We start from the raw sequence: 25,084 nt of genomic DNA on the forward strand, positions 1-25,084 counted from the left end.
GGGCGGGACCAGTTTTTGAATTATTGTATTTTGTGTCGTGTTGCAGACAGAGGCTCTAATACGCCGAGTAAGGACTGTGGGAGTCGCTGTTAATGCTACTCCGTTTCACTAACGACCTGAAGCAGCAGTGGATTTTCGAAATTCGACATCCACTGCAACCGCCAGACTATGACACAAACTACACAATCGGCTTCACTCGACGATCGACAGCACAAACCTCGAAAGACGAAAATTCACTCCATACTAGGGGACCCTGAACATCGTATCATTCTCCGGGTTCTTGCAGACGCTGATGGATCAGTATCTCTCAAAGAACTCACTCGTGCAACGCTCCGTGACCAAGAGTATGACGCGGATGTTAGCGTGTCGATCCTGGAAGGTCTGATGCTGGATATTTACTTGCCGGTTCTGGACTCAACGGGAGCCATCGAGACCGATGCAGGGTACAACAGGATTGGTCCGGGCGAACATCACGAAGCGTATCTCCAAATGGCTGAAGCCGTCGACGAGGTCTACGAACAGCATTTCGGAGGTATCTAATGCTCGGAACGCCCGTCGGACTCTACGAACTTTCCGACATTCATCTTGATGTTGATGAGTTTGGAGTCCACATCGACAATCCGGTCGTTCTCCTCGGAACGCGGCATGGCAGTGCAAGTCGTCACAAACAGGGGTCGAAATCGGTGATCAAGCTCGGTCCTGTCCATTATCCCGAATCTATTTTCCGGAATGACGGCTGTGACGCTCTCGACAATGCAAATGACATGCTGTACGGCGCTATTGTCGTATCAGAGGCTGATCTGACAGACGATGCGATCACCGCTCTCCGGCAGAGTGGGGGTTCAGTATTCTCAGACGTTTCTGAACCAGATGTGCTCTACTGACCCCAGTGAACTTCTCTGCCACTAGAATACGACCCAGCATGAGTTTCAAGGATTTTGCTTCCACCATCGATAACGTATTTGACCGATTCGAAGTGGTCGGGAACCCTCTGTCAGATTACGAGCGACCACTTGACGAACTGTTTGAAGATCCAACTGTAGTCATTCGCTGGTCTGCTGATCCCCGCGAACAGATACCAGACATCTCTCCGGTGCTAAAGCTTGCTGCACAGGAAGATATGCTCCTCGTCGATCGTACTCTCGAGTATGACGAGGGCGATGAAAACCAAAGTGAAACGCCACAGCTGGGCGAGTCCTTAGAGTTCGAACACCGCCCTTGATTACTGCTACCTGAGAAGCTTCTGTAAATCCGTTTTACTGATGTTGGCTACCTCTACAGATAGCTTCGGGTAAATCGACGAAGAAAAGCGGTTGGCGAGTATAAATCCGATAATGGATATTCAGTTTCTTGGCGGAGCACGCGAGATCGGCCGAAGCGCCATTCTCGTGGACGATTCTCTTCTGCTCGATTTTGGGATGTTGACGGACAATCCTCCTCAGTTTCCGGTGCAAACACCGAATCCGGATGCAGTCGTTGTTTCGCACGGGCATCTCGATCATGTTGGTACGATACCGTCCCTGCTTTCCGGTGACGAACGGCCGCTGATTCATTGGACACCCCCGACGTACGAGCTGACGCTGACGCTCGCGCGGGATACACTCAAGCTACACGGGGGATCATACAACTGCCCGTTCACTGAGAACGATCTCAAGCGAGTTACGCAGGTGTCGAAAACGCACGGGTATCAGGAAACCTTCGAAGCGGCTGGCTATGACGTAACATTCTACAATGCAGGACACATCCCAGGGAGCGCTCACGTGCTCGTTGACGATGGGGATACACGGCTACTCTACACGGGAGATTTCCATACTGATGATCAACGCTTGGTTTCAGGGACGACCGCACGACCCGAAGCTGACGTCGTCATTTGCGAGAGCACCTACTCCGATGTCGAGCATGAGGACCGATCCGTGGTGGAGGAGCGATTCGCTGAGAGCGTCGAGACGACGCTATGGGAGGGTGGCACGGTCGTCGTCCCCGCTTTTGCGATCGGACGAACGCAAGAGATAATGCTCATCTGTGATGCCTACGACATCCCTTGTTACGTCGACGGGATGGGGAAGCGGGTAACCGAGATGCTTCAGCAGTATCCCGAGTTCCTTTGCGACGCAGATGCATTTCGACGAGCAAAATCCCACGCACGGTTCGTCACCGGACGTAACGGTCAGCGAAAGCGGATAACTGAACAGAAGGCAGCGATCATCACCACCAGTGGAATGCTGTCTGGTGGCCCCGCCATGACCTATATCCCGGAAATCCGGGCGAATCCAATGAACAAAATCACTATGACAGGCTATCAGGTCGAAGGGACACCCGGTCGCGATTTACTTGAAACCGGGAGTGCCGAGCTTGACGGCCGGGTGATGCCTGTTAGTGCTCAAGTCGAACAATATGACTTCTCTGCACACGCTGATCGAAATGGCCTTTTGAATTTCCTGGGATCGTATCTAGATAGCTCGGTTCTAGTGAATCACGGAGACAAGTGTGAGACATTTGCCTCTGAACTTAGAGCAGATGGGTTTGAAGCCTCGGCTCCTAAGCTTGGGTCTTTGCATAGTATTTAATTGAGTCGAAATTGCCAATACTGATTCATATGGGCGTCTCTATTGGTCAGAGCCACAAATTCTAGTGGCCACTTCAGAATCTACGCGTCATTCCAATCAACACAACTCACACAAACTGGGATAAGATTTGACCGCACATATGCACCTTTTGGGTTAATACGACGAATAGTCAACTCAGCATCGCTTGACCCACATATTTGGCACGTTCTTGAGTGTCGCTTTACTACTTGGTAGAATATCCTTGCTCGGTGTTTCCATGAGACTTCCTTGACAGATTTTCCAGCATTATCAATTTCAGAACTGACATCAACGCCAAGACCATCACCCTTTCCATGATTACAAAGGCGACAAAGAACCTGTAAGTTATCCATTTTGTTAGTTCCAAACGTCGATACAGGCTCAATGTGATCAACTTCTGGGGTATGTCGGAGTTCTGTTTTTGGATGATATGGCTTATACATATCTCTTTCATCAGATGTTCGTGGCTCAGATGAAAAGTCTACGTGGCAGTGTGCACATTGGTTATTCTGCTTCTTTAGGAGTCGATTTTTAAAGCTAGTTACCGATTTCCGTCCTTCCTCCCACACGTCAAGTGTTTTTGATAATTCCCTACTTAATTCATCAGCATCATCTTCTTCGAAGCTAAATGAATCCTCCAAGTATTCTTTTATGATACGGTGGCGAGATTTCCTACTCTGTGGGTCGTGATTGAAAGCCTCTCTTGGGCACAGATGTCCTGCTAACCGAAGTCGAACCTCGTATTTCTGAATGGACTTAAGATCATTATGAGCATCAATCAATTCAGCTGCTCTTTTCACCGCATATTCTTGGTACTCTTCATTAAAATCGTCTCCTAGATCAGGGTCACCGAGCAAAACCCGATACAGCAAGGCATCGAGAGAAGATTTCATAGACACCTAATTAGTATCTCTGAAAAGTTTCAGTTTCCCGATTTGAGCACCAGACATTGCTTTTTCCATCTGTTCTTTAAATAGGTCATGACCATCACTCGTATCTAATCCACTCATCTGCCACTCTCTCGTGAAGAACTCCTCTGGCAGGTCTTCAAGGGTGTTCTCTACTGCACCTTCCAAATTCTCATGATTGGCGAATAGTTGATCCTTCCCAAGCTCATCAGTGTACAATCTATTCAGGGGCTTTAGGCGCTCAAGCACCAATTCTTGTAGTTGTAGTAGAGTGACTTTTTGCAAAATCTGTCCTTCACCCTCTTCAACTGCTTCTTCCCATGCATCTTGATAGACTTCTTTAATAGCCCGCCAGAAGGCATAGAAGGTTTTCAATCTATAGTCGAATTCTGGGTCGGGGTCCCAATCGTCTACGTCAGCATATAATGGACGGAACTTTGATCCCATTTTCACAAAGTCCATAACGACTTGATGAGCAACATTCTCATCAATTACACCTTGACTGTCTTCAAGCCCAAAGTCGATGAGATTTGCAAAAGGAGAGTCTGGATTTCTGTGCATTCTAAACGTCAATTGGGCTTCTTCGGCACGCACACCGGCATCCCGGAATCGCTCATACAAATCCTCAATTTCCGCATTTGTAAGTGAGGTGCTTACTGTCGCCCGGAGTTCAGTCTTTTTTAACGGTCTAGCCTTATTATTGACTACATAAAAGTGGAAAACTTGTTCGCTCTCACTCATTCCCGGCATCAAGACAACGGGGAATTTGACATCGAAATCAGCAATCTCTTTTGCTCCGAATACACGGTGCTGACCGTCAAGAATTCGGCCAGGGCGTGAAACCCCTGTTACATAGTCTCGAACTGCTTCCTGCCTTTCTTCTGGTAATTCTTCAAAATTCTCATTAGCTCGTTTCAACTCTTTTGTTAGTTCTGCTAGATATGAGGATGGGATAGAACGGTCCTCTTCTTCAGGGTCGTCCCCGTCACTCTCGTCTTGATCGACGAATTCCTGTTCATCTTCATCAAGACGCGAATAAAATGACTGGTAGGTATCTTCAATAAGTGTGTCTAGATCACGCTCTTCATACGAAATTTCAACATCAACTATGTTCCCGTCTTCATCTACTGTGATAGCGTCATCACCGACTGCAACAAGAAGTGCACCCGGAATGACGTTATTTTCATCCAATTCAAGGAAATCTTTGATCTTCTTATGGCGACTGCTTAATTCTCGCTGGTATCCAGCCATGAAATCTGCCTTTTTTCTGGGTACATCAGCCCAATCTAGCAATTCTTCAGCAGGAACCTGTAGCATATATAACGATGGAGCGTCCGGTTTCTGCTGAACTTTCATTCCTTGGTACTGAAATTCCATACCCGATGGTGATGTGCCACTCCCATAACAATGTTACTAGCACATTTTCGTTTCCGATGCTCTCGGGCGGGCCGGCGATGACCTACGTGCCGGAGATCCGCGGGAGCCCGACGAACAAGATCGCCTTCACGGGGTATCAGGTCGAGGGGACGCCCGGCCGGGAACTGCTCGACACCGGGCGGGCCGAGATCGACGGGCGGGTGATGCCCGTGAGCGCGCAGGTCGAGCAGTACGACTTCTCGGCGCACGCCGACCGCGAGGGTCTGCTGGCGTTCCTGAACGACTACCGCGACGCCCGAGTCCTGGTGAACCACGGCGACAGGTGCGAGGCGTTCGCAGAGGAGCTACGCGACGATGGATTCGATGCGAGCGCGCCGGGACTCGGTGACACCGCCGAGTTCGCGGGTGAAAAGTGAGGAGTTCGACGTGAGGAGTCCAGTTCAGTAGCGTTTCACAGCACCCGAAACACGCGAACCGTGTCGCGCTTGCCGGGCTCGCAGAGCAGTTGCGCGAGTCCGAGCGACGAGAACACCTCCTTCCAGTTGCGGTGATACAGCGGGAAGTCGTCGTGGACGCAGCTCACCTCCCGGCCCTCGCGGCCCCGGCGGGGGCTGTTGCCCTCGTTCTCGGCGGTGATGAGCAGGTCGCTGCTGACGCGAGCGAGTTCCTCGAACGCCCACGCGTTGTCGGGGTGGACGTGCTGGAGCGTCTCGACCGAGTACACCACGTCGAACTCGTCGTCGGGCATCTCCGGGACGAGGTCCTCTATCGCGCCGGTGTGGAACCGTCCGGTCTCTGCGAGTCGGGGGTAGTGGTCGGCCATCACGTCGAACGACTCGTCGTTGATGTCGATGCCGGTGAGGTTCTCGTACCGCTCGTCCAGCAGTCCGGCGAGGTGGCGGCCGGAGCTACAGCCGACTTCGAGGATGGCGGCGTCGCGGTCGACGTAGTGGTCGAAGATGGCCGTAAGGCGCTCGGTCACCTCGTTCGGCCCGATGTCGGCGTAGTAGGCGGGCGAGAACTCCTCGGAGCGGTCGGCCCAGTACCGGTGATTGTCCTCCGGCGAGTGGTCGTCCCCTGGTCGATGCTCGTCCTCGGGTTCCATACGTGATGGGCAAGAGCGCGCCGGATAAAGAGTTCGCGGAGTCGGTCCGGAAAACCAGCAGCGCCGCAGCCGCCTCAGGCCTCGTCGAGCAGTGTCTCCGCGAGCTTGGGAACGAAGGTCCCCACGTCGGTCACCATCCCGATGGCCTGCGCGCTCCCGCGGTCGAGCAGTTGGGTCACCGTCGCGGGGTTGATGTCCACGCAGACGACCGGCGTCGTCGACGGTAGGCAGTTGCCCACCGCGACCGAGTGGAGCAGCGTCGAGAGCATCACCACCATGTCGGCCTCGTGGGCCTGCTCGCGGATGGCGTTCTGGGCCTCGACCGCGTCGGTGACGGTGTCCGGGAGCGGGCCGTCGTCCCGGATGGAGCCCGCGAGGACGTACGGTACGTCGTTCGTGACGCACTCGTACATCACGCCCTCCTCGACGATGCCCTGCTCGACCGCCGGCTCGATGCCCCCGGCGCGGATGATCCTGCTGATGGTATAGATGTGGTGCTTGTGGCCCTTCCGCGGGCTCTCCAGGGTCTCGACGTCCATGCCGAGCGAGGTGCCGTACTGACCGCGTTCGAGGTCGTGGACCGCGAAGCCGTTGCCCGCCGACAGCGCGTCGACGTACCCCTCGCGCACGAGGCGGGCCAGCGCGTCGCCCGCGCCCGAGTGGACGACCGCGGGACCCGCGACCGCCAGCACCGACCCGCCGTCGGCCTTCGTCTCGGCGATGGCCTCGGCGATCTGTCGGATGAGTGATTCCGAGGGGCGCTCGGGCGAGACGCCGCCCTGCATGAACCCGAACGGCCCCGAGGACCCCCGCGGGCGCTCGGGCGGGTCCACGCGGACGCCGGCCTCGTCGGTCACCACGAGGTCGCCCTCCTCGATGGCGTTCAGGACCTTCGTGTACGCGCGCGGCCCGGTTTCACCGTCCGCTTCGACCACGATAGCACAGTCCATCTCGATGCGCTCGACGGGGAGCCACTCGCCCTCGTAGCGGACCTTCGTCGGGTGATTGGTCGTCGAGTAGAACCCCTGCGGGACCACCATGTCCGCGGGCGCGGGCTTCAGCGTCGCGTCCGGCGGGTCCGAGAGGTGCGCGCCGCTCTGGTGGAGTTCGTGGAGGATCTCCCGAAGCGACTCCTCGTCGTCGGCCGTCACCGTCATCCGGCAGTACGACTCGGCGTCCTTGTGCTCGCCCACATCGAACTCCTCGACGTCGAAGTTGCCGCCCAGATCCATCACCACGCCGAAGCACCGCTGCATCATCCCCGAGTCGATGATGTGGCCCTCGAGTTCGACCGTGCGTGCGACAGTCATCGTCCGATGGACGGGCGAGCGAGCAATCAAGGTTGTGCTGGCGGCCGTTCTTCGCGGACGGGTTCCTCGGTTGGATCGGAACCAGTTCGGTCGAAGCGACTCGGGACGACGTGCTACCGACCGACGGCCCCTGCGACCTTCTCGATTGGATGGGGCGGCTCGTCGCTGGCCCCCTCGCGGTCACCCAGCTGCGTCCGGCAGGACGCGCCGGGCGCGACCACGAGGTCCCCGTCGCTGTCGTCGACCTGCTCGAACAGGATCTCGCCGATGGCCCGGCTCATCGAGAAGTGCTCGGCCTCGTAGCCGAAGCTGCCGGCCATCCCGCAACAGCCCGAGTCGAGCGGGTCCACGTCGTAGCCCGCCGCGTCGAGGACCGCCGCGGCGTGGTGGTCCTTCTTGGTCGCCTTCTGGTGGCAGTGGCCGTGGTAGGTCAGCGACTCGTCGGGCGCGTCGAAGTCGAGGTCGGCGGTGAGCTCGAAGCGGTCGAGATATTCCAGTACGCCGTAGGTGTTGGCCGCCACGCGCTCGACCTCGGGACCGGACAGCAGATCGAGGTAGTCCGACTGGAACATCACCGCGTCGGAGGGTTCGACCAGCACCACGTCCCAGCCGTCCCGGACCTTCGGCGTGAGGGCGTCGACGTTCTGCGCGGCGCGCTCGCGGGACTTGTCGAGAAAGCCCTTCGAGTGAGCGGGACGTCCCGTCGAGGTGACGCCCGCGGGAATCCGGACCCGGACGCCCGCGGCTTCGAGGACCCGGACCGCGGCCTTGCCCGCTTCCGGATGGTTGTAGTTGGTGTAGGCGTCGGGGAACAGCGCGACCTTCCGGGCCGCGTCGGCCTCCGAGACTCGCGGCCCGCCGCGCGCCTCGAACCAGTCGGTGAAGCTCTCGCGGTGGAACGTCGGGAGGCTCCGCTCGCTGGCGATGCCGACCGTCTTCTCCAGCACGGTGCGGGCTCCCGGCAGTTCGCTCGCCCAGTTCGAGAGCGGCGCGAGGGCCGACCCGACCGCGTTGAGCCGGCCGATCTCCGAGAAGAGGCGTTCGCGGAGGCTCGCGCCGTGCTCGTCGTGGTGGGCGTGCTCGACCTCGGCCTTGAGCTTGGCCATGTCGACCTCGCTCGGGCAGTCGCGCTTGCAGCCCTTGCAGCCGATGCAGAGGTCCATCACCTCGGCCATGAACTCCGTATCGGTCGCCGCCGTCGTCTCCGCGGGTGAGGCTCGCTCCGAAGCGGCGGCGTTCGCCGCCTCCAAATCCCCGCTCATCGCCTGCCGGAGCAGGTTCGCGCGACCCCGCGTGGCGGTGCTCTCCTCGTCGGCGGCCCGATAGGTCGGACACATCACGCCGCCGGTGGTGTCCTGCTGGCCGCGACAGCCCGCGCAGCCGTGACAGAGTTCGACCATCCCCTGGAAGCCGTTCTCGTTCTCCCAGTTCAGCGCGGGGTCCAACCCCGCGTCGAACTCGTAGTCGGGGCTGAACCGCAGGTTCTCGGTCATGTCCACGTCGCCGCAGACGTTGCCGGGGTTGAGCAGCCAGTCGGGGTCGAACGCGGTCTTGAGGTCGCAGAAGAGGGTCCAGACGTGCTCGCCGTACAGCTTCCGGTTCCACTGAGTCCGAGCCCGGCCGTCGCCGTGCTCGCCCGACACCGACCCGCCGTACTCGACCACCAGGTCGGTGACGGCGTCGGAGACCGACTCCATCTGGTCGACGCCCGCCGGACTCTTGGTGTCGACGAGCGGGCGCATGTGCATGCAGCCGGGACCCGCGTGGGCGTAGAAGCTCGCGAACGTGTCGTTGTCTTCGAGCACCTGCTGGAAGTCGGCCACGTAGTCGGCGAGGTTCTCGGTCGGCACCGCGGTGTCCTCGATGAACGAGATGTGCTTCGCGTCGGAGGTCCGCGAGAGCAGAATCGGCAGTCCCGACTTCCGGAGCTTCCAGAGCTGGGCGCGCTCGTCGGCGTCGTACGCCTCCAGCGCGTCGAACGCGCGCTTTCCCTCGCGCGGTTCGTCGCTTTCGGACCGCTCGCCGGTCCCGCCGACCCGGTCGGCGAGCAGATCGGCGACCTGCTCGCGGCCGTGAGCCTCGTCGTCGGCGTAGAACTCCACGAGCAGAGCGGTCCCGGTCCCCTCGGGGAGCCGTGCGACCACGTCCGAGAACTCCTCGGTGTCCCGCGCGAGGTCGATGAGCACGTCGTCGATGGCCTCGACGGCCGCGGGGTCGTGGTTCCGGACGATGTCGTCCACGTCTGCCATCGCGTCGAGCAGGTCGGGATACGTCAGCAGCGCGACCGACTTCGTCTCGGGCACGGGTTCGAGCGAGACGGTCGCCTCGGTGACGACACCGAGGGTGCCCTCGCTCCCCGCGAGCAGGCGCGCGAGGTTGACAGTGCCGGACTTTGCTTCCGATACCAGCCTGTCGAGGTTGTACCCCGAGACGTTCCGCTTGAGCTGCGGGTACACGTCGCGGACCGTCTCGGCCTCCTCGTCGACGATGCGGGCGACCGCAGCGTAGATTCGGGATTCGAGGTCGGCGTCCGCGTCGTCCTCGCCGTCGGCCGCGTCGGCGCGCTCGCGGAGTTCGTCGAGGCCCACCTCGCCGAAGGTCGTGACCGTGCCGTCCGCGAGGACGACCTCGCACTCCTCGACGTAGGCGTCGGTCTTGCCGTACTTCAGCGAGTGGGCTCCGGTGGAGTTGTTGCCGATAGCGCCGCCGACGGTGCTGCGGTCGCCGGCCGCGGGGTCGGGCGCGAACTTCAGCCCGTGGGGTTCGAGTTCGGCGTTCAGGTCGGCGAGCACGGCCCCGGCCTCCATTCGGGCGAGTCGGTCGTCGGGCCGCACGTCGAGCAGGTCGCTCATGTAGTTCGTCAGGTCGAGGACGACCGCCTCGTTGACGGTCTGCCCGGCGAGGCTGGTCCCGCCGCCGCGGGGGAGGACTGGAATCTCGCGTTCCGCGCAGTACTCGACGACCGCGGCCACGTCGTCGGTCGAGGTCGGCAGGACGACCCCGACCGGCGTCACCTCGTAGGCGCTGGCGTCGGTCGCGTACAGTTCGCGCGTGTACTCGTCGAAGCGGACGTCGCCGTCGACGCGTGCGACGAGGTTGGCCACGAAGTCGGCGCGTGCTTCCTCGCCGCCGAGGTGCTCCTCGCCGCCGACGTAGTCGTAGTCCGCACGGGGGTCCGCGGCGGGGTCGTCGGCCCCATCCGACCCGGGAGAGTCGGCCGGCGTGTCGTGTGTAGCCATCTGTGCGAGTTATTGTGCCTCGGGGGCAAGTACTTGATTCTCGAACGCCTCGCCCGAGTCGAGTCGGTCGACGTTTTCCGCGACGATGTCGGCGAGTCGGTCCCAGTGGCGCGGGGTGTGACCGCCGGTGTGTGGCGTGACGAGGCAGTTCTCCAGATTCCAGAGCGGGTGGTCCTCGGGCAGCGGCTCGGGGTCGGTCACGTCGAGTGCCGCGCCCCGGATCTTGTTCGACCGGAGCGCCGACACCAGCGCGTCGGTGTCCACGATGGGGCCGCGGGCAGTGTTGACGACCACCGCGTCCGGCGGCATCGTCGCCAGTTCGGCCTCGCTGACGAGCCCGCGAGTCGTGTCGTTGAGCGGGCACGCGATCACGACGTACTCGCTCCGGGCGAGTGCGTCGTGGATGGCGTCGTCGTCGAACCCGACGACCTCGTCGGTCGGCCCGCCCTTCGACGGCGTGTACCGGACGCCGACGGTGTCGACCTCGAACCCCTGGAGGCGCTGGACGACCGCCTGTCCGATGGAGCCGAGGCCGATCACGGTGACCGTGCTGTCGGTCAGTTCGCTCGACTGGAAGTGACGCCACTCGCGGTTCGACTTGCGTCGCCACCCCTCGTGGAGGCGCCGGGCGAACGTCAGCATATTGCCGATGGCCTGCTCGGCGATGCCCGGCGCGTGGATGCCGCCGGCGTTCGTCACCGCGACCCCGAGCTCGGCGAACGCGTCCATCGGCACGTGGTCGGTGCCGGCGAACGTACAGGCGAACAGTTCGAGCCGGTCGGCCGCGGCGAGCAACTCCTCGTCGAGATTTATTCCCGTGACCGCGCGGGCGTCGGCGACGAGTTCGCGCTCCTGTTTCGGAGTCCGGGCATGCGCGACCGTCCGGTCGGGGAGGCGCTCGCGCAGTCGCTCGGCGTACGTTTCCATCGACAGTCCTTCGGTCCCCTCTCGGAGGACGACGACGTCTGGGGTTTCCTGCATGGGTGGGCTCTTGCGTCTACGAAACGCTTGTAACTACGCGATGGATTGTCAAGGCGTGACTTAATCCTTCGCCTAACTGACGGTGACGGATAGCGGTTACAAGTGGTCGCAGGAGCGGGTCAGTCCGATTTTGGGTGGTTCCGCGGCGCTCACTCGACCGCGACCGGAAGTTCGTACTCGCTGGCCCGCCGGCGGATCTCGTCGGCGTCGCCGGTCCGCAGTTCGCCGTCGTCGTACGCCACCTCGCCGTCGACCATCGTGAACGTCACGTCGTCACCGTGGGCCGAGAACACGAGATGCGAGAACACGTCGTGGAGCGGCGTCGCGCGGGTGATGTCGGTCGTCAGCCCCACGACGTCGGCCTTCCAGCCGGGGTGGAGTTTCCCGACCTTCTCGAAGCCCGCCGCCTTCGCGCCGTTCCGGGTCGCCATCTCGAAGACGAGTCGGGCTGGCGTCGTGGTCGGGTCGAGGTGCTCGACCTTCTGGAGCAGGCTGGCCTGTCGCATCTCGGTGAAGGGGTCGAGCGTGTTGTTGCAGGGCGGGCCGTCGTTGCCCAGCGCGACGTTGATGCCCCGGTCGAGGTAGTCGACGATCGGCGCGATGCCCGAGGCGAGCTTCATGTTCGAGGAGGGGCAGTAGGTGACGTGAGTTCCCGTCTCGGCCAGCACCTCGCGCTCGGAGTCGTCGGTCCAGATGCAGTGGGCCAGCACCACGTCCTCACCGGTCAGCCCCACCTCGTCGAGCCAGTGGATGTTCCGACGACCAGTCCGTTCCTCGACGGTCGAGACCTCGTCGCGGTTCTCGCTCGCGTGGGTGTGGATGCGGACGCCCTCGTACGCGTCTGCGAGGTCGCGCGCGCCGCGAAGACACGCCTCGGTACAGCTCACTGCGAACCGGGGCGTGACCGCGTACTGGATGCGCCCGCCATGGGTGTCGTGATACTTCCGAATCAGACGCTCGGTCTCGTCCAGCGCGGCGTCGGTGTCCTCCAGCAGCCCGTCGGGCGAGTCGGTGTCCATCAGCACCTTCCCCATCCGTGCTCTGATGCCGAGTTCGCCCGCGGCCTCGAACGCCTCGTCGGCGTGGCGGACCGATAGATGGTCGATGGCGGTCGTGACGCCGGACTCCAGCAGTTCGAGGTAGCCCAGTTCCGCGGCGACGCGCATCCCCTCGGCGTCGAGTTCGGCCTCCATCGGTAGCACGTAGTCGAACAGCCAGTCGAGCAGCGCGGTGTCGTCGGCGATGCCCCGGCCCAGCGACTGGACCGAGTGGACGTGCCCGCCGACAACGCCCGGCGCAAGCAGGTCGAACTCGCGGACCTCGTGGTCGGGGTACGCGTCGGTCACCTCCTCGCGCTCGCCGACCGCAACTATGGCGTCGCCCTCCACGACGACCGCTCCGTCCTCGACGACAGTCTCGGCGTCGGCGACGACCGTTCCCTGTAGTAGCATCCCGAAACGTGTAGGGGCCGAATTCGAGAAATAGTTGTTGATTTCCGAGCGGTCGAGGAGGTCCGGTGTGTCCTGTCGGCGTCCGACGAACGCCTACCGGATCTTCGGCGGCGATTCGGGACTGGGCGGATCGGGTCTGTTGACCTCCGCGGCGAGCAGCGTCGTGGCCTCGGCGAGCAGCGCGACCACCAGCGGCCCGGCGATGAACCCCACGGGACCGATGCTCAGCAGGCCGCCCGTGAACCCGATGAAGTAGAGGCTGCCCGGCAGGTCGGCCGTCTTCCGGGCGAGTCGCGGCCGGACGACCGCGTCGGGGAGCCAGCCGATGAGCACCCCACCGACGACGAGCAGCACCACTGCGGGCACCATCTCGCCCGCGGTCGCGCGGCCGACGGCGAGCAGCGCGAGCAGAAACGAGGGACCGACGACCGGGATGAACTGGAGGAAGCCCGCGACGAGCGCGAACGTGACGAACAGGTCGTAGCCCAGCGCGTAGAACACCGGGAGCGCGACGAGGAAGGTCGCCGCGGCGGTCGCGGCCTGCAGCACGTAGATGGCCGAGAGCGTCGACCGCGTACGCTCGTGGAACGCTGCGACCACGTCGCGGTACGCGGGCGGCACCGGCGCGAGCAGGGCGGTCCGGACCCGGCGGCGCTGGATCAGCAGTGCGAACACCAACAGCGCGAACAGCGTCCCCTTGATCGCGAGTATCGGGAGGACGCTGGCCATCGAGATCGCCACGTCGGTGAGGTACTCGCGCGCGACCCCGACGACGGTACTCGCGTCGACCGCGTAGACGACGCCGAACAGTTCGACCGACACGCTGTCGGGCAGCGCCGAGAGGTTGCCCAACAGCGCGGTGCGCCGCCGGTAGAGCAGGAATCCGAGCGACCCGAACACCGCGACGACGCCCGAGAACGCCACCGTCGACGCGACGGCGCTGGCCCACCACGGCGGGAGGCCGCGCTCGACGAGTCGCTTGTGGAGCGGGACCAGCACGTACGCCACCGTGATGGCGAAGAAGACCGTGCTGAGCACGTTGAACAGTACCGCAGTCGTGAGCACACCGACGACTGCCAGCAGCCCTGCCAGCACCCATTGGCGCGACGCGGCCATGCCCGGCCTATCGAAGCCCCCCGTCAAAGCCTTTCGGCTGTCGGCGGCTGGAAGTTGTCCACCGCGCGACCTGCCCGCGAATCACGGCCAGCCAACATCACGAAAACTAAGTACCACTGCATGTAACCACCGGGTAATGGAACGACGCACCTTCCTGAAACACGGCACGGCGGCGACGCTCGTCGGACTCGCCGGCTGTACCGGCGGCGACGAACAGGGGACGACGACCGGGAGCGACACCACGACGGCGGACGAAACCACGACAGAGGGGAGCGAAACGACCACGGAAGCGACCGACGAGACGACGACCGACGAGACGACGACCGAGCAGGACCTCAGCGGAACTCTGACGGTCGCGACGTACAGCTCGTTCGTGGACGCGCCGAGCTCCTCGCCCGGCCCGTGGCTCAAGGAGGCGTTCGAGGAGCGTCACCCCGACGTGACCGTCGAGTGGGCGACGCCCGACAACGAGATGAACTACTACCTCCAGCGCGCCCAGCAGGGCGTGGACATCGAGGCCGACATGTTCGTCGGCGTGAACGTCGACCACCTCATCCGCATCGACGACGAGCTGGGCGACCGCCAGCTGTTCGAGCCGGGCGCGTCGCCGCTCGACAACTACGGCCACGTCAAGGAAGATCTGAAGTTCGACCCCCAGCAGCGCGCGATCCCGTACGACACGGGGTACATCAGCCTCGTCTACGACGGCAACGAGGCCGACGACCCCGAGACGTTCGACGCGCTGACGACCGACGAGTACGCGGGCGACCTCATCGTCCAGAACGCTCGGACCGCCGCGACCGGCCGGGCGTTCCTGCTGTGGACCATCCACAACCAGGGCGAAGAGAACTATCTCGACTACTGGGAGCAGCTCGTCGACAACGACGTCACGATACTCGGCTCGTGGGACGACGCCTACACCGCGTGGGAGAACGGCGAGGCCCCGATGGTCGTGTCGTACTCGACCGACCAGGTGTACGCCAACCGCTACGACCAGGACCTGAGCAAGCATCAGGTCGGCTTCCTCGACGGCGAGGGGTACGCCAACCCCGAGGGGATGGCGAAGTTCGCGGACAGCGACAACGACGACCTCGTGGCGGCGTTCATGGACTTCGTGCTCTCGGCGGAGGCGCAGGGCGAGATCGCAGTGCGGAACGTCCAATTCCCCGCGACCGACTGGGCCGACCTGCCCGCGGAGTTCGAGGAGTACGCCCAGGTCCCCGACCAGCCCGTGACGTTCACGTACGAAGAGTTGAAGGGCAACGTGGACGAGTGGGTCGACCAGTGGGCGCGACAGATAGTCGGCGGCAGCTAACCGACGCGTGACCCGAGGCGAGGGGCTCGCTCGGTGGTTCGAACGCCGGGCCATCGCGGTCCTCGGAGTCGCGACTGCGCTCGTCCTCGCGGTCCTGTTCTACTACCCGGTGCTGACGGTGTTCGCCGACGCAGTGCGACTCGGCGGCGCGTGGAACTTCGAGGTCGCCCGCGAGGTGCTGACCGACCCGTTCTACTTCGGCGTGTTCGCGCCGCTGTTCGACGGCGATCTGACCGCCGTCTCCGAAATCGCGGCCGACCAGCCGCTCGGGCTCGTCGGCTTCACGGCGTATCAGGCGCTGCTCTCGACTATCGCCAGCGTCGCGCTCGGGCTCCCCGGCGCGTACGTCCTCGCTCGCTACGAGTTCCCGGGTCGGCGGACGATCCGCTCGCTGACCATCCTGCCGTTCGTCCTGCCCTCCATCATGGTCGCCATCGGCTTCTACGCCTTCTTCGGCGCGAACGGCCCGGTGAACGACCTGCTCGCCGCGCTCGGCGTGGGCCGGCTCTCCATGCTCGGCACGCTCGAAGCCATCGTGGTCGCCCACGCGTTCTACAACGCGCCGCTGGTCACGCGGGTCACGACCGCGGCGTGGGAGAGCGTCGACGCCCGGATGGTCGAGACCGCGCGCTCGCTCGGCGCGAACCCGTGGCGGGCGTTCCGCGACGTGCTGGTGCCACAGCTCCTCCCGGCGGTCCTGACGGGCGCGCTGCTCACCTTCGTCTTCACGTTCATGTCGTTCCCCATCGTGCTCGCGCTCGGGGGATTCCAGCTCGCAACGGTCGAGGTGTGGGTGTTCTCGCTGGTCCAGCAGCTCGACTACGCCGAGGCCGCCACCCTCGCGGTGGTCGAGACGGTGGTCTCGCTCGCGCTGACCTACGCCTACCTCACGTACGAGTCCCGCCAGTCGGCCAACAGCCGCGCCGCGAACCCGCCGCCGCGAAAGCGGTTCTTCCCGTCAGTCTCCGCCGACGCCGGTTCCCTGATCGCCGGGCTCGAACGCGCCGCCATCCTCGCCTACGCGACGGTGGCCGCCGTGGTGTTCGTCGGCCCCATCGCCAGCATGGTGGTCGAGAGCGTGACCGGTCCCAACGGACTCACTCTCCAGTACTACCGATTCCTCGTCCAGCGGCAGGTCGAGGGTGCCTCCTTCCAGACCCTGCCCGGCGTCGCGGTCCGCAACTCGCTGCTGTTCGGCGCGGCCACCCTGCTCGTCGCGCTCCCGATGGGCGTCACCGTCTCGGTGCTCACCGCGCGGGGCGGCCGCTGGGAGCGCCTCGCCGACACCGCCGCGATGGCACCGCTCGCGGTGAGCGGCGTGGTCGTCGGCCTCGGGATGTTGCGGGGGCTGGTGTTCGGCGTGGAGCTGTTCGGTCACCGCGTGCAGGTCGACGGCCCGGTCGCCATCGTGGCCGCCCACGCGGTCGCGGCCTACCCGTTCGTGGTCCGGAACGTCTCGCCGCTGCTCGGCGGCGTGGACCGCTCGGTCGTCGAGTCGGCGCGCGCGCTCGGCGCGACCCGGGTCCGCGCGCTGCTCGACGTGGAACTCCCGCTGGTCGCCGCAGGGGTCGCCGCCGGGGCCGCGTTCGCGTTCGCCATCAGCATCGGCGAGTTCGATTCGACGGTGATTTTGGCCACCGGCAGCAGTAGCTACACGATGCCAGTCGCCGTCGAGCGCTACATCGGCAACCGCACCCTCGGCCCGGCCACCGCGATGGGGACGGTCCTGCTGGCGGTGACCAGCCTCAGCTTCGTGGTCATCGACCGACTCGGCGGGAGGTGGGAGGTGTGACGGGGCTTCGACTGAAGGACGTTTCCAAGTCCTTCGGCGAGGTGACCGCGCTCCGTGGCGTGAGCCTCGACGTGGCGGACGGCGAGTTCTTCACGCTGGTCGGCCCGTCGGGCTGCGGCAAGACGACCACCCTGCGGGCAATCGCGGGCTTCGAGTCGCTGGACTCTGGCGAGGTGTGGTTCGGCGAGCGCGAGATGGCCGGCGTGGCCCCGGAGGACCGCGACGTGGGCGTCGTCTTTCAGAACTACGCGCTGTTCGCGCACATGACCGTGGGCGAGAACGTCGCCTACGGCCTCCGATTCCGCGACACGCCCGGCGGTCAGTCGAAAGACGCGCGCGTGGCCGAACTCCTCGATCTCGTGGACCTCGCGGGGTTCGAGGACCGTGACCCCGACGCGCTGTCGGGCGGCCAGCGCCAGCGGGTCGCACTGGCCCGCGCGCTCGCGCCCGGGCCGGACGTACTCCTGCTCGACGAGCCCATGAGTGCGCTGGACGCCCGACTCCGCAAGACGCTCCGGAAGCAGGTCAAGCGCATTCAGTCCGAGTTGGGAATCACGACCGTCTACGTCACTCACGATCAGGAGGAGGCGCTCGCCGTCTCGGACCGCGTCGCGGTGATGAACGACGGCGGCGTCGAGCAGGTCGGCAGGCCCGAGGCCGTCTACCGCCGGCCCGAGACGCGCTTCGTCGCGGAGTTCCTCGGCGAGAACAACGTCTTCGCGGGCGAGGTAGCGGAGCGCGGCGGCGGCGCGGGACGGACGGTCCGCGTCGGCGGACAGTCGTTCCGCGTCGCTGATTTCGACGCGGCTGACGCTGCTCGCGGGAGCCACGTCACCTTCTGCGTCCGCCCGGAGAAGCTGGTCGCTGGCGGCCGGGAGAACGCCGTCGAGGCCGCGGTCGAAGCGGTCGAGTTCCTCGGCGAGTCGTTTCGAGCGCATCTGGACTGGGAAGGCCGCGAGCTTGTCGTCCGCCTCTCCGAGCGCCCCGAGGACGACCGCCTCCGGGTCGGATTCGCTCCCGAGGACGCGCACGTGGTCTCGGTCGGTGACCGAGCGCGGGAGCCAGAAGCCGTCGAGGAGCCGTGAGACGTTCCTACTCGCTCGGGAAGCAGTTCTTGCAGTCGTCGTAGAGGACGGTCTGCCGATTCGAGAGTTTGCGCCACCCGGCGTCCTCGCGCTGGAGGAAGGCGCGGCACGCGGGCTCCTCGCCCGTCTCGTCCGGCCGGTGGCGCTTCTTCGTCGTCGGCGTCGGGCTGACGAGGTAGTACTCCTCGCCGTTCTCGGATGCGATGCGTTTCGTGCTCATCGCTGGCCCTCCAGTTCGACGGTCATCGCTGGTTCTCCGGCTCGACGGCGCTCGACTGCGCGGCGAGGAGCCACGCCTGCGGTTCGTCGCGGTCGTAGAGGATCAGCTGTGGCCGGCCGTCGCTGTCGGTGCGCTGGTACGTCTCGACCCGATTCCGGGCGTCGTCTGCGGTCGGGGTGGCTGGTGTGTTCATGTCGGGTGCCTCCCGTGGGCGAGAGACGGTAGGCGTCTCGCGGAGTTAAACGCGAGCCAAGGGCGGGGCGAAAGTGAAAATGAAATCAGGGGCGGCGGGCCGTCTACTCCCGACCGCGCCAGAACCGCTCCAGCCCCAGCGAGAGCATGTCCGGGCTCACTGGCTGGAACTCCTCGCGCTCGGTCTCGGGGAAGTACTTGCGGACGCTGTCCCACGAGTTGCGGGCGTACCGCGAGTCGACCAGCACGCGCACGCCGACCTCCTCCGGCCCGCGGATGACCCGGCCGAGCGCCTGTCGTGCCTTCCTGACAGCGGGGACGGTGAGCGCGTACTGGAAGCCGTCGCCGAACGCGCGGTCGTAGGCGGTCCGGACCGCCTTCGTCCGCGGGCTGGCGGTGTTGATGATCGGGACGCCACACACCACCGCGGCGCTGAGCTTGTCGCCCTCGTAGTCGACGCCCTCCGTGAGGGTGCCCCGGAGGCTCGTGACGAGCACCTTCCCCTCGCCGCCGAAGAACTCGGCTTTCAGGTCCTCGGTCACGTCGTCGGCGCTGCTCTCGTCGAGCAGCACGGGCTTGTCGACTCGCGAGTCCTCGCGCAGGCTCCCGGCCGCCCACTCGGCCTCGGCGTAGTTTGGCATCCCCACGAGCACGTTCCCGGGCGTCTCCGAGGCCACGTCCGCGAGCGCGTCGCCGTGCATCCGGCGGGTCTGGGTGTCGTCTCCGGGGCTACCCCGGTTGTCGTAGGTGAACTTCGGCGCGTCGACCGCGAAGCTCTCGCGGTTGGCCTCGGGGAAGTTGAGGCCGTAGGTTCGCTCGACGACCGGGCGGCCCTTCTCCTCGTGGAGGTGTTCCAGCCCGGTCACCTCCTCGAACACGTCGATGGGTTCGAGGGTCGCGCTCATCAGTACGCCGCCGCCGAAGTCGTCGAGGCGCTCGCCGATGGCGTCGCTGGGCACGCAGTTCTGCATCGCGAGGCTGGCGTTGTACGCGCGCCGCCACGAGGAGTCGGGCTCGCGGTCGTTCCACGTGCGCTCGAGTTCGATCTCCCTGAAGTAGTGCTCGTGGTCGTTGCGGTACCACGCGCCGAGTACTCTCCCTGCGGCGGGGGCTGCCCGCTCTTTCTCCTCGTCCTCGGCCTCGTTCAGGATGCGCGCGACGAGCGAGCCCACCGCCTCGGCGCGGGCCCACACGCCGTCGTGGTAGTCCGCCTCCTCGGCCCACTCGCTGATCTCGTCGCGCTGGGGTTCGGTCGGCGGCCGGAGCGGGATCTCGTCGTCGGGTAGGTCGTGGAGGTTCGACTTCCAGCCGCGGTGCTCGCGTTCGAGGTGCGCGGTGACTCTGCGGTCCAGTTCCTCGCGCAGGTCTCGGACGAAGTCCCGGACCTCCTCGATCTCCGAGAGGCTCACGTCGCTGTCCGAGAGTTCCCCGCGGACGAGGTCGGCGTCCGTGGTGGTGTGGGTCCGGTCGTCCCGCGTCCCCCGGTCGTCGAACTTGACGGGCTGGATGACCCGCGTGAGTTCCGACTCGGCGTCCTGGAGCGTCTTGTCGCCCACCGCGTCGCTCACGAGGCCCCGCACGCGGGGTTCGAGCATGTGGGCCTCGTCGCAGACCACGAAGGTCGAGCGGTCGAGCAGCGCGCCGGTGAACCCGCCGGTCGTCACGGGGTCGAACGCGTGGTAGTAATTTCCGACGACGACCTCGGCGTGGCCCAGCATCGCACCCATCATCGAGTGCGGGCAGGTGCCGTGCTGGACCGACAGCGCGACGAGTTCCTCGGGGTCGATGAGGCCCATGTCGTCGAAGTCGAACGGGACCGCCTCGACGGCCTCGCCGTCTTCCGGCATATCTTCGAGGAACTGGGCGTAGAACGGGCAGTACTCCACGTCGTCGTACTCGGGCATGTCGGGCGAGTACGGGGTCGGCTCGCCCGCGGTTTCGAGGTAGTTCGCAGCGCTGGCTCCCGCGCCCGAATCGGCGAGCCCGGTTTGCTGGCTCCGGGCGCGCGAGACGAGGTTCTGCGCGGTGGTCGAGCCGGCTTCCCCCGTGATGGCCCGGGTGTCCTCCCGCAGGGACTCGCAGCGCTCGTACACGTTGTCGTCGTTAATCGCGCCCGCGTTCTCGCGGTTGTACGGGCAGACGTCGGCCTTCCCGACCAGCGTGAGGCCGGTCACGGGGCTCCAGTCGTCGGGCAGGTTGGCGTTTATAGTCCGCAGGTCCGCCTCGAACTGCTTGAGCTGCTGCTTGACGCTGGTGAGGACGACCACGCGCTCGAAGTGGCTGTCGGGGTCCCGGACGAGGTGGATGCCCGCGGTCAGCGCGAGCATGGTCTTGCCGGTCCCGCAGGCCCCCTCCACGACCGCGAACCCGCCGTCCTCGGCGGTGTCGATGGCGCTCTCGATGCCGTCGACCTGCTCGTCGTAGGGGTCGGCGTGGCCGAACACCTCGCGCCACGATTCGCGTTCCGTCACTGGCCCGAACTTAGCCCGCCATCGGGTTTGAACGTTTGGAATCGCAACATTCGAAGGCGTCCTGCGGAATCGGAGGCCGTCCCGCGATTGGAGACGTGTCGGTACGGCCTGAATCCGGCTCCCGTAAACCGTCCCTATGCGACGGAACGAGCGCCCTATCGCTCTTCCACCTCGGGTTTGCCGGCCCATACTAAAGCGAGTCGGGGGCGGACGCACCGACATGTCCACGGCCACAGAAGACACACCGTCCGTCGTGATCCCGACGGGCGTCGCGCCGTACAGCTACCCCTGTCTGCGGTCGCTGAGCCGGCGCGGCATCCACACCGTCGCGGCGTCCGAGCACGACCACGTCCCCGCGTTCGCCTCGCGGTTCTGCGACGAGACCGTCTCGCTCCCCGACCCCGAGGAGAACTTGCTGGCCTACAAGGACGCGCTCCTGCGGCTCGCCGAGCGCCGGGACGTCGGGACAGTGATCCCGATCCGGGAGTACGACGCCTACGTGCTGTCGCGGTACCGCGAGGAGTTCGCCGACCGCCTCGCGGTCGAGGTGCCCGAGATCGACACGTTGGCGCGGGTCCACGACCGGGTGAAGCTGGCGGAAGCCGCCGAGGCGGCAGGCGTGCCGGTGCCCGAGACGCGAACGCTCGACGAAATCGCGGACTGGGACGGCGAGTACATCGTCAAGTCCCGATACAACCTGCTGGCCGACGAGTACGTCGACACCCACTCGCCGAGTCAGGCCGAGGAGGTCAACGACGTGACCCACAACCGGCCGGGCGAGATCCCCGACCGCGACCAACTCGTCGCCGAGATGCGCCACGTCCCCATCGTCCAGGAGTTCGTGCCCTACGACGAGGAGTACATGTTCGCCGCGCTGTACGACCGCGGCGAGGCGGTCGCGACGTTCCAACACCACCAGATCCGCGGCAACTCCTACACCGGCGGGGGCGGCGTCTACCGCGAATCGATGTACGACCCGGAGCTCGAACGGGTCGCCACCGACCTGCTCGACGAACTCGACTGGCACGGGCTGGCCTGCATCGAGTACATGGAGCACGCCGACACCGGCGAGTACGTCCTGACCGAGATCAACCCCCGGATGTGGCAGTCCCTGCCCTCGACGGTGTGGGCGGGCGCGGACTTCCCCCACTACTACTGGCTCCAGTCGCAGGGTCGGACCGACGAGATCGACCCCGACTTCGACCTCGGCGTCGGGAGCCACCTGCTGTACGGCGAACTCGGCTACCTCGCGAGCGTGCTCAGCGACGAGTCGCCGTTCGTCGAGCGCCCGAGCCTCGCCTGGACCGCGTTGGAGATCTGCGAGTCGGTGTGTCGACAGCCACGGTTCGACTTCCTCCGGCTCGACGACCCGCGGCCGTTCGTCCACGGCGTGCTCCGGACGCTCCCCATCGGTCGCTGAGCTGCGGTTTTCGCGACGACTGATTAGCTTACGGAAGCAGATCGTCCGAGAGGTATTCTGAGCAGTCGACGGGTATCGCTTCCCACGCCGCCTGAACAGCTTGGTGCCCAGTCCAGCCTTCGCCATGGAGTAGGTCGCCGCAAGCCCGACAGAACTCCGCGACAGTACACTCTCCTTCATCCAGTAGCAGATACAGCAAAAACGTGGGGGCGACGGCCTTCCCGGGTGTACCGTCTGCCCTGTCGAACACTCGATTGATGGAACGACGGCCGTGTTTGTCCATCAGAATCGCGAACCGGTACAGTTCGGTGTCCTGTTCGATCTCGGTCCGAACCGACTTCTCGCCAGCGTCCTCCCCGTGTGGTCGAGGAACGCAGGGAACCGTCGTGAACGATTCGTTCTCGTCATCTTCGAACGGTTCGAGTGCGATTTTGCTCCCATGTTGAAGCCATCTCTCCCTCGTCCCATCTGGCGCGTACTCCGAGTTCTCTCGAATGTGTCGTTCGAGTTCGTGATAACAGACGTTGGTCGTCGTCAACTGTAGCTTATCAGTAATTCGAGGCCAGAGTTCGGTGTTCGCGACGCTGATCAACGCGTCTGTGTCGACGATAACCGGGTGACGTACGTCGTCGTCCACCATCTCTACTGCTGGAAGACCCCGCTCCTATCGAGTTCCGCAGCCTCTTCGAAGGCCTCCCGCTCGCGGGCGATCTCCTCCAAGGCATCGCCGATCAGGATCTCCGCGACCTCTTCGGAGAGCTCTCCCTGCTCGTACTGCCGGTGTAGGGTGATCTTTTCTTCCTCCGAGAGGGTTTCTCTGAGCTTCTCCTGTAGGCCTCGCCGGGCGAGTTCACTGGTGTTGATACCTCCGAGACGCAACTGATCGACGACCTGTGTCGCCTCCTTTTCGACCTTCCCCCGGAACTGGATCTTGTCGTTGTTGGTCGTCATCTTGTTGCCAGATTCGTTCTCTACGACCATAGATGTTGTGACGAGCCATCCGTGTCATCACAACTTTCGAATCGGAGATACAACACTTGAATCCGAGACACCAACCATCGAATCGCCGACTCGTCTGATAATTCCTGCGCGGGTGAGTTGGCGCGCAGTTCTGCGCGCCAACTCACCCGCGCACGTAGCTCGAAAAAACGTCAGCGACCGCGCTACGGCGCGGCCTCGGCGACCAGCTCCGCGATTTCGGCTCGAACGTCCTCGTTCACTGGTCGGTGCGGTTTCCGGGCGTAGCCCGCCGGCACGCCGCGCTCGCGCATCGCGGCCTTCGCTCCCGGCACGCCGTACCGCGCGGTCACCGCGCGGTTCAGCTCCACCAGTTCGGCGTTCAGCCGTCGCGCCTGCTCGTCCTTGCCCGCCCGGTGGAGCGCGAGGATTTCGCTGGCGCGCTCGGGCGCGACGTTCGCCAGTCCCAGAATCCCGCCGTCCGCGCCCGCAGCCAGCGCGTGGGCGTAGACGCTCCCGCTGCCGACGAGCAGGTCGAAGTCCGCGTCGGCTGTGCGGGCGCGCTCGCGCTGGAACGCTTCGAGGTCGCCGCTCGAATCCTTCATCCCGGCGACGTTGTCGTGGCTCGCGAGCCGACCGACGACCTCGGGCGAGAGCGTCACGTGGGTGTAGGCGGGCACGCTGTAGAGGTATATCGGAATCGGGCTCTCGTCGGCCACCTCGCGGTAGTAGGCTTCGAGCGCGTCGTCGTCGTGGCCGTAGTAGAACGGCGTCACCACCAGCGCGGCGTCCGCGCCCGCCTCGGCCGCGAGGTCGGTCTGGCGGAGCGTCTCCCGGAGTCCCGGATGTCCGGTGCCGGCCATCACGGGGACGTCGGCCTCGTCGGCCACGATCTCGACGACTCGGGCGCGCTCCTCGACGCCCATGAGCTCGGCCTCGCTGTTCGACCCGCAGGGGACGATGAAGTCGACGCCGCCGTCCTCGATCCACGCGACCAGTTCGCGGAGCGAGTCGGCGTCGAGATCCCCGTCCTCGTCGAAGGGCGTGATCAGCGGCACGCCGGTTCCGTTCATGTCCACCTCGTCGGTTCGCTCGGCCTTCAATGTAGGCGACCCGGCAAGCGGGAGTTCGCGGGGAATCCGCGTGCGGTGGCGGCAGGTCCGTCAGCACGCAGTGGCCGACTTTCGTCTGACGTACTTTTAAGTCGCTCCCGTTCACATCGCCGACTGGGCGCGCATCCACGGGCTCTCTCCCCATCCTCCCACACCGCGCGCCCGGCACACCACCCTCTCCCCACTCCCACCCTTCCGGGGCCGAACTCCCGGTCGGCTCCCGGTGGCTGGACTCCCGCGTTCGGGTTCGCGTTCCTCGTCCGTCCGACCGCCCGGCGGTCCCCGCCTCGGGCATTTCGCCCGTCAGCCCTCCCGTTCCGCCTCTCCCCTGTTCGTCCCGGATTCTTGCACAAACCCTCGCAGTAGGTCCCGATTACTCGGTCGACAGGCGACGCTTGAGCGACACCGTGCGGTCGCGAGCCCGTTCGTACGGGACTACAGTCCACAC

The 25,084-nt window shown here is 64.3% G+C and carries 22 protein-coding genes and 1 pseudogene; 9 read left to right on the top strand and 14 right to left on the bottom strand.

Annotated features, from left to right (window positions below; translation table 11 throughout):
- The first annotated feature begins 168 nt into the window (after nucleotides 1-168).
- The 4 genes from DPQ64_RS18485 (at nucleotide 169) to DPQ64_RS01225 (ending at nucleotide 2,567) form a co-directional block, all read left to right on the top strand.
- Entirely contained in the window at nucleotides 169-540 is a 372-nt protein-coding gene (locus DPQ64_RS18485; RefSeq protein ID WP_157971544.1) for a hypothetical protein, read from the top strand.
- Nucleotides 540-884 carry a hypothetical protein gene (locus tag DPQ64_RS18490; RefSeq protein ID WP_157971545.1) on the top strand — a complete coding sequence of 115 codons (345 nt, stop codon included), beginning with the start codon at nucleotides 540-542 and terminating at the stop codon, nucleotides 882-884. Before DPQ64_RS18485 ends, DPQ64_RS18490 begins: the two co-directional genes overlap by 1 nt.
- Nucleotides 885-922: 38 nt before the next feature.
- A complete protein-coding gene (locus DPQ64_RS01220; RefSeq protein ID WP_115862537.1) occupies nucleotides 923-1,222 on the top strand; it encodes a hypothetical protein in 300 nt (99 codons plus the stop codon).
- A gap of 112 nt (nucleotides 1,223-1,334) precedes the next feature.
- Nucleotides 1,335-2,567: an MBL fold metallo-hydrolase gene (locus DPQ64_RS01225; protein WP_115862538.1), complete on the top strand. Its 1,233-nt coding sequence runs from the start codon at nucleotides 1,335-1,337 to the stop codon at nucleotides 2,565-2,567.
- Between the two features lie 80 nt (nucleotides 2,568-2,647).
- Here DPQ64_RS01225 and DPQ64_RS01230 read toward each other — a convergent pair whose 3' ends face one another.
- Complete coding sequence (locus tag DPQ64_RS01230) at nucleotides 2,648-3,478, bottom strand: HNH endonuclease (protein ID WP_115862539.1); 831 nt, start codon at nucleotides 3,476-3,478, stop codon at nucleotides 2,648-2,650.
- Between the two features lie 6 nt (nucleotides 3,479-3,484).
- A complete protein-coding gene (locus tag DPQ64_RS18495) occupies nucleotides 3,485-4,870 on the bottom strand; it encodes a ParB N-terminal domain-containing protein (protein ID WP_157971546.1) in 1,386 nt (461 codons plus the stop codon).
- A gap of 56 nt (nucleotides 4,871-4,926) precedes the next feature.
- On the opposite strand from DPQ64_RS18495, the pseudogene DPQ64_RS01240 reads away from it, so the two are divergent.
- Nucleotides 4,927-5,286, top strand: a pseudogene (locus tag DPQ64_RS01240) (MBL fold metallo-hydrolase RNA specificity domain-containing protein); the annotation flags it as partial.
- A 35-nt stretch (nucleotides 5,287-5,321) separates the two neighbouring features.
- Here DPQ64_RS01240 and DPQ64_RS01245 read toward each other — a convergent pair.
- The 6 genes from DPQ64_RS01245 to DPQ64_RS01270 all read right to left on the bottom strand — a co-directional run bounded on the left by DPQ64_RS01245 (nucleotide 5,322) and on the right by DPQ64_RS01270 (nucleotide 14,072).
- Nucleotides 5,322-5,975: a class I SAM-dependent methyltransferase gene (locus tag DPQ64_RS01245; protein ID WP_115862541.1), complete on the bottom strand. Its 654-nt coding sequence runs from the start codon at nucleotides 5,973-5,975 to the stop codon at nucleotides 5,322-5,324.
- A gap of 74 nt (nucleotides 5,976-6,049) precedes the next feature.
- On the bottom strand, nucleotides 6,050-7,285 hold the full coding sequence (locus DPQ64_RS01250; protein WP_115862542.1) for an ornithine cyclodeaminase: 1,236 nt from the start codon (nucleotides 7,283-7,285) through the stop codon (nucleotides 6,050-6,052).
- 113 nt (nucleotides 7,286-7,398) lie between these two features.
- Nucleotides 7,399-10,524, bottom strand: coding sequence for an FAD-binding and (Fe-S)-binding domain-containing protein (locus DPQ64_RS01255; RefSeq protein WP_115862543.1), 3,126 nt, complete (start codon nucleotides 10,522-10,524; stop codon nucleotides 7,399-7,401).
- A 9-nt stretch (nucleotides 10,525-10,533) separates the two neighbouring features.
- Nucleotides 10,534-11,505 carry an NAD(P)-dependent oxidoreductase gene (locus DPQ64_RS01260; protein ID WP_115862544.1) on the bottom strand — a complete coding sequence of 324 codons (972 nt, stop codon included), beginning with the start codon at nucleotides 11,503-11,505 and terminating at the stop codon, nucleotides 10,534-10,536.
- Between the two features lie 149 nt (nucleotides 11,506-11,654).
- Entirely contained in the window at nucleotides 11,655-12,956 is a 1,302-nt protein-coding gene (locus tag DPQ64_RS01265) for a 5'-deoxyadenosine deaminase (protein ID WP_115862545.1), read from the bottom strand.
- 93 nt (nucleotides 12,957-13,049) lie between these two features.
- A complete protein-coding gene (locus DPQ64_RS01270) occupies nucleotides 13,050-14,072 on the bottom strand; it encodes an AI-2E family transporter (RefSeq protein ID WP_198661963.1) in 1,023 nt (340 codons plus the stop codon).
- Nucleotides 14,073-14,208: 136 nt separating this feature from the next.
- On the opposite strand from DPQ64_RS01270, the gene DPQ64_RS01275 reads away from it, so the two are divergent.
- Genes DPQ64_RS01275 through DPQ64_RS01285 form a run of 3 tightly spaced genes read left to right on the top strand, consistent with a single transcriptional unit; the run spans nucleotide 14,209 to nucleotide 18,264 of the window.
- Nucleotides 14,209-15,387 (top strand): thiamine ABC transporter substrate-binding protein, encoded by a 1,179-nt coding sequence (locus tag DPQ64_RS01275; protein ID WP_115862546.1) that lies wholly within the window; start codon nucleotides 14,209-14,211, stop codon nucleotides 15,385-15,387.
- Between the two features lie 7 nt (nucleotides 15,388-15,394).
- Nucleotides 15,395-17,179, top strand: coding sequence for an ABC transporter permease (locus DPQ64_RS01280; RefSeq protein WP_115862547.1), 1,785 nt, complete (start codon nucleotides 15,395-15,397; stop codon nucleotides 17,177-17,179).
- A complete protein-coding gene (locus DPQ64_RS01285) occupies nucleotides 17,176-18,264 on the top strand; it encodes an ABC transporter ATP-binding protein (RefSeq protein WP_115862548.1) in 1,089 nt (362 codons plus the stop codon). The genes DPQ64_RS01280 and DPQ64_RS01285 overlap by 4 nt, the downstream gene beginning before the upstream one ends.
- A 7-nt stretch (nucleotides 18,265-18,271) precedes the next feature.
- On the opposite strand, the gene DPQ64_RS01290 is transcribed toward DPQ64_RS01285, so the two are convergent.
- The 3 genes from DPQ64_RS01290 to DPQ64_RS01295 all read right to left on the bottom strand — a co-directional run bounded on the left by DPQ64_RS01290 (nucleotide 18,272) and on the right by DPQ64_RS01295 (nucleotide 21,147).
- Complete coding sequence (locus DPQ64_RS01290) at nucleotides 18,272-18,484, bottom strand: hypothetical protein (RefSeq protein WP_115862549.1); 213 nt, start codon at nucleotides 18,482-18,484, stop codon at nucleotides 18,272-18,274.
- A 22-nt stretch (nucleotides 18,485-18,506) separates the two neighbouring features.
- Complete coding sequence (locus tag DPQ64_RS18500; protein WP_157971547.1) at nucleotides 18,507-18,677, bottom strand: hypothetical protein; 171 nt, start codon at nucleotides 18,675-18,677, stop codon at nucleotides 18,507-18,509.
- A gap of 103 nt (nucleotides 18,678-18,780) precedes the next feature.
- Nucleotides 18,781-21,147, bottom strand: coding sequence for an ATP-dependent DNA helicase (locus DPQ64_RS01295; RefSeq protein WP_232820449.1), 2,367 nt, complete (start codon nucleotides 21,145-21,147; stop codon nucleotides 18,781-18,783).
- Between the two features lie 220 nt (nucleotides 21,148-21,367).
- On the opposite strand from DPQ64_RS01295, the gene DPQ64_RS01300 reads away from it, so the two are divergent.
- Nucleotides 21,368-22,567: a carboxylate--amine ligase gene (locus DPQ64_RS01300; RefSeq protein ID WP_115862551.1), complete on the top strand. Its 1,200-nt coding sequence runs from the start codon at nucleotides 21,368-21,370 to the stop codon at nucleotides 22,565-22,567.
- Between the two features lie 28 nt (nucleotides 22,568-22,595).
- Here DPQ64_RS01300 and DPQ64_RS01305 read toward each other — a convergent pair whose 3' ends face one another.
- The 3 genes from DPQ64_RS01305 to DPQ64_RS01315 form a co-directional block, all read right to left on the bottom strand.
- Nucleotides 22,596-23,207: a hypothetical protein gene (locus tag DPQ64_RS01305; protein WP_198661964.1), complete on the bottom strand. Its 612-nt coding sequence runs from the start codon at nucleotides 23,205-23,207 to the stop codon at nucleotides 22,596-22,598.
- A gap of 2 nt (nucleotides 23,208-23,209) precedes the next feature.
- Nucleotides 23,210-23,518, bottom strand: coding sequence for a hypothetical protein (locus DPQ64_RS01310; RefSeq protein ID WP_115862569.1), 309 nt, complete (start codon nucleotides 23,516-23,518; stop codon nucleotides 23,210-23,212).
- 212 nt (nucleotides 23,519-23,730) lie between these two features.
- Nucleotides 23,731-24,597: a dihydrodipicolinate synthase family protein gene (locus tag DPQ64_RS01315; RefSeq protein WP_115862570.1), complete on the bottom strand. Its 867-nt coding sequence runs from the start codon at nucleotides 24,595-24,597 to the stop codon at nucleotides 23,731-23,733.
- Nucleotides 24,598-25,084 lie beyond the last annotated feature (487 nt).

The sequence above is a fragment of the Halorussus litoreus genome (assembly GCF_003382685.1).
Taxonomy (GTDB): Archaea; Halobacteriota; Halobacteria; order Halobacteriales; family Haladaptataceae; genus Halorussus; species Halorussus litoreus.

Coding starts and splice junctions, on each gene's coding strand:
- DPQ64_RS18485 (WP_157971544.1), top strand. CDS start 169: ATGACACAAACTACACAATCGGCTTCACTCGACGATCGACAGCACAAA.
- DPQ64_RS18490 (WP_157971545.1), top strand. CDS start 540: ATGCTCGGAACGCCCGTCGGACTCTACGAACTTTCCGACATTCATCTT.
- DPQ64_RS01220 (WP_115862537.1), top strand. CDS start 923: ATGAGTTTCAAGGATTTTGCTTCCACCATCGATAACGTATTTGACCGA.
- DPQ64_RS01225 (WP_115862538.1), top strand. CDS start 1,335: ATGGATATTCAGTTTCTTGGCGGAGCACGCGAGATCGGCCGAAGCGCC.
- DPQ64_RS01230 (WP_115862539.1), bottom strand. CDS start 3,478: ATGAAATCTTCTCTCGATGCCTTGCTGTATCGGGTTTTGCTCGGTGAC.
- DPQ64_RS18495 (WP_157971546.1), bottom strand. CDS start 4,870: ATGGAATTTCAGTACCAAGGAATGAAAGTTCAGCAGAAACCGGACGCT.
- DPQ64_RS01245 (WP_115862541.1), bottom strand. CDS start 5,975: ATGGAACCCGAGGACGAGCATCGACCAGGGGACGACCACTCGCCGGAG.
- DPQ64_RS01250 (WP_115862542.1), bottom strand. CDS start 7,285: ATGACTGTCGCACGCACGGTCGAACTCGAGGGCCACATCATCGACTCG.
- DPQ64_RS01255 (WP_115862543.1), bottom strand. CDS start 10,524: ATGGCTACACACGACACGCCGGCCGACTCTCCCGGGTCGGATGGGGCC.
- DPQ64_RS01260 (WP_115862544.1), bottom strand. CDS start 11,505: ATGCAGGAAACCCCAGACGTCGTCGTCCTCCGAGAGGGGACCGAAGGA.
- DPQ64_RS01265 (WP_115862545.1), bottom strand. CDS start 12,956: ATGCTACTACAGGGAACGGTCGTCGCCGACGCCGAGACTGTCGTCGAG.
- DPQ64_RS01270 (WP_198661963.1), bottom strand. CDS start 14,072: ATGGCCGCGTCGCGCCAATGGGTGCTGGCAGGGCTGCTGGCAGTCGTC.
- DPQ64_RS01275 (WP_115862546.1), top strand. CDS start 14,209: ATGGAACGACGCACCTTCCTGAAACACGGCACGGCGGCGACGCTCGTC.
- DPQ64_RS01290 (WP_115862549.1), bottom strand. CDS start 18,484: ATGAGCACGAAACGCATCGCATCCGAGAACGGCGAGGAGTACTACCTC.
- DPQ64_RS18500 (WP_157971547.1), bottom strand. CDS start 18,677: ATGAACACACCAGCCACCCCGACCGCAGACGACGCCCGGAATCGGGTC.
- DPQ64_RS01300 (WP_115862551.1), top strand. CDS start 21,368: ATGTCCACGGCCACAGAAGACACACCGTCCGTCGTGATCCCGACGGGC.
- DPQ64_RS01305 (WP_198661964.1), bottom strand. CDS start 23,207: ATGGTGGACGACGACGTACGTCACCCGGTTATCGTCGACACAGACGCG.
- DPQ64_RS01310 (WP_115862569.1), bottom strand. CDS start 23,518: ATGACGACCAACAACGACAAGATCCAGTTCCGGGGGAAGGTCGAAAAG.
- DPQ64_RS01315 (WP_115862570.1), bottom strand. CDS start 24,597: ATGAACGGAACCGGCGTGCCGCTGATCACGCCCTTCGACGAGGACGGG.